The organism is Dellaglioa sp. CoH-56-MRSF-13 (genome assembly GCF_056782095.1).
This window is the reverse complement of the sequence record NZ_JBXAYC010000040.1, coordinates 1-554: the sequence shown is the minus strand read 5'-3', so window position 1 is coordinate 554 and position 554 is coordinate 1. Positions and strand designations below refer to the sequence as shown.

Here is a 554-nt window from a genome sequence, read left to right as displayed (position 1 = left end):
CGTTATCCACTGAACAGTGTCACCCGCGTTGAATGCTACGAAGTCATGGTGACGACGCCCGTAACCAGAACCACCGTTCTTTGTGTTCTCCGATACGATGTTGCCATTGTGGCGTACCGTGGTGGTGTTGGCGTTATCATCGATAACCCACAGATGCATGAAGCCTGATTTAGTCAGCGGTTGGCCGAAGCCCGCAGGCGCACTCGAACCGGTCCACGTGAACGTTCCTGTGCCCGACGTTATGGAGTTGTCGATAACATTGAGCGACATACCTCCACCAGCCTTACCGATAATGCTCAGCTGGTACCAAGGACCCCAAGAGCCCGAAGAGCAGACACGCCAGCATACCGGAGGACCACCGTCTCCCTGTCCAATTGGATACCACATTTGGGTCACCGAACCGCCACCTGTTCCACCTCCGCGCTCAGGACAAATCTGCAGGAGGTGGAACGAAGTGCCTGTACCGGGAATGCCCTGATCGGCTGGCGTGTTGTGCGGGTTGCCGAACGGCCCGTTCCAGTAACATGTGTACAGACCGGATGGGAATGCTAGAT

General features: G+C 56.1%; 1 protein-coding gene. It reads right to left on the bottom strand.

Going from position 1 to position 554, the window contains the following annotated elements; all coding sequences use genetic code 11:
- Window positions 1–270: hypothetical protein (locus AC1RP1_RS07745; protein ID WP_481762681.1), on the bottom strand; the 270-nt coding region annotated here is incomplete at its 3' end.
- Window positions 271–554: the final 284 nt, after the last annotated feature.